This window comes from Salinivibrio sp. IB643 (assembly GCF_001996105.1).
Lineage (GTDB): Bacteria > Pseudomonadota > Gammaproteobacteria > Enterobacterales > Vibrionaceae > Salinivibrio > Salinivibrio costicola.
The window spans coordinates 1-2,271 of record NZ_MUFF01000076.1 but is presented as its reverse complement, the minus strand read 5'-3'; the positions used below and the strand labels follow the sequence as shown (position 1 = coordinate 2,271).

The following is a 2,271-nucleotide window of genomic DNA, read 5'->3' as shown; positions in this document are numbered from 1 at the left end:
GAGACCCAGGCTTTAGCTGCAACTAAAGCTTTCTAATGTGCAGTTCGATTGAACGCTGGCTCCTCTGTCGAGAGACCGATAACAAACATGAACGCACCTTAGAACTCCAAGCACCAAACTCGAATACTCGACTGGGTCTCGAACCCGTATTACGCAAACAAGAGTTAGCTTATTATGAATACTGCATCCAATCAAAACATCTACATCGGCGTCGATACCGGCAAAGCGCAACTCGACATCTACGTCAGACCAACTGCGCACTTCTTCTCTGTGCCAAACACTGATAAAGGCATTAAAGATGCATTGAAAATCATCAAGCCATATCAGCCTGAGCGCATCATCATTGAAGCCACTGGCCGATTAGAAATGYCCTTTGTGCTCGCGTGTATTGAAGCCAATTTACCCATCGTACGCGCCAACCCTGTGCACATTAAACGCTTCGCCGGCGCCATTGGCCGCAGAGCGAAAAATGACCGCTTAGATGCTGAGTTAATTGCACATTATGGCGACGCCATTAAGCCTGAAATCACCATTATCAAGGCGGAAAATATACGTYTAATGAGTGATTTAGTCATCAGGAGAAACCAGCTMCTATCTATGCAAACGATGGAAAAGAACCGCTTGCAGATACTGCCCAAAACCTTGCATTCAACCATCAAACCCATGCTCACTGCGATGAAAAATCAAATCACCAACATCGAACAAAAACTCGTGAAGTTGATTGAAGCATGCCCTGAATATCAGACTAAAAATACGCTCTTACAAAGCGTGCCTGGCATTGGCAGCATTGCGGCAGCATCTATCATCAGTAACGTCCCTGAGCTGGGCTATATAACTAACAAACAAGCGGCATCTCTCATTGGTGTTGCACCCGTGACAAAAGAAAGTGGGCGATATAAAGGCAAACGAGTGATCCAAGGTGGACGTGCTCAAGTTCGTACCGTGTTGTATATGGCGATGATGTCTGCGATGCAATGTAATCCTGTTTTTAAAGCGACGTATACCCGATTAGTCGCCGCTGGAAAGCCGAAAAAAGTCGCCATTATTGCCTGTGTGCGCAAGATGGTAGTGATCTTAAATTCGATGCTCAGAGACGGCGTGATGTGGGATAAAAACCTCGCCAAAATTTAACGATTGACGACATACTCGTTTGTTAGCACACACTACCACAACACTTTTTGTATTTTTTCCCACTTTGGCATGGGCAAGGTTCATTCCTACCGACTTTCCTTGATATTACTTTAGGGTATGAGGGAAACGGGATAGGAAAAGTGGGCTGCTGCCCGATAGTCATATTACCAATGTAAACACTACCACCACCAACACCTATAGCTAAGGAGTTGTTTGATATATCAAAGCCAACTTTGCAGCCTGTGATATTCATTGACGCAGACTTCAAGACTTGGCGACTTCTTGTAACGACTTCTAGGTTACTGTTTTCACGACAGCTAATTTTAACACCGCGATGAACCATCTCTAGACGTTCAACAATTAAGCTATGCGGAGCCTCAGTGCGTAAAACTAAGGTAATGTAACCAAGAGCTTTTCTAATTGTTATTTTGGGTCCTACAACTTCAACATCCCAATTGGATGTTGAAGTAACCCACTCGTTATCTGTTATTTTTAAAACCTCAGCACCATCGCGATCCGCTAGGTAGGCATTAATACGGAATGGTGCACCTTCACACTCTGGCTTTTTGATAGAAAAAATTGACTCGCCATCTATTTGAATAAGTGACTCTACATTTTTACAGGTTAAAGTGCCGATTTTCACTGTTGGCTCAACTAACCCTAAATCAAATGGACCGAATGAGAATCCCTTTTGCTTACAGATTGGGTTTTGCGAACGAACTTTTATTGTTTCTTTTGATAAAATTTTTCTTGAGACCCTATCGTGACAACCACCACACAATAAAACTATGTGATCCGGGTTGTGTTCCTTCGCTTCAGCGAAAGTAGGCTCTAAATGCTCATATTGATAAACTGCATTACCACAGTTTACGCAACCGAAACCGCAACGCTGGCGCACTTCTCTTTTTACTGGAGAAGCAATTGTGTCGGTTAGTCCATATTTATTAACTCTCAAATTGTCCTCCTGTGGGTGCTAACGCCTCGTTCACCGGCGAGTAAGTTGGCGCTGTTTTGCGTGCATTTTCTTTTAGCAAAGACCGCGACAACTGTATCGAGTCCGAGTGCAACGACTTGTTAAGTGTTGTTTTTACCACCAGAGTGCATAGCCTTTTCTGCATCATTTAATGCTGTAGATAACGC

Annotated in this window: 2 protein-coding genes; one reads left to right on the top strand and one right to left on the bottom strand. The window is 43.7% G+C overall.

What is annotated here, in order from left to right:
* The first annotated feature begins 174 nt into the window (after positions 1-174).
* Positions 175-1,131 (top strand): IS110 family transposase, encoded by a 957-nt coding sequence (locus tag BZG77_RS14955; RefSeq protein ID WP_198532441.1) that lies wholly within the window; start codon positions 175-177, stop codon positions 1,129-1,131.
* 22 nt (positions 1,132-1,153) lie between these two features.
* Here BZG77_RS14955 and BZG77_RS15090 read toward each other — a convergent pair whose 3' ends face one another.
* Positions 1,154-2,086 (bottom strand): SEC-C metal-binding domain-containing protein, encoded by a 933-nt coding sequence (locus tag BZG77_RS15090; protein WP_241844170.1) that lies wholly within the window; start codon positions 2,084-2,086, stop codon positions 1,154-1,156.
* Between the last annotated feature and the right edge of the window lie 185 nt (positions 2,087-2,271).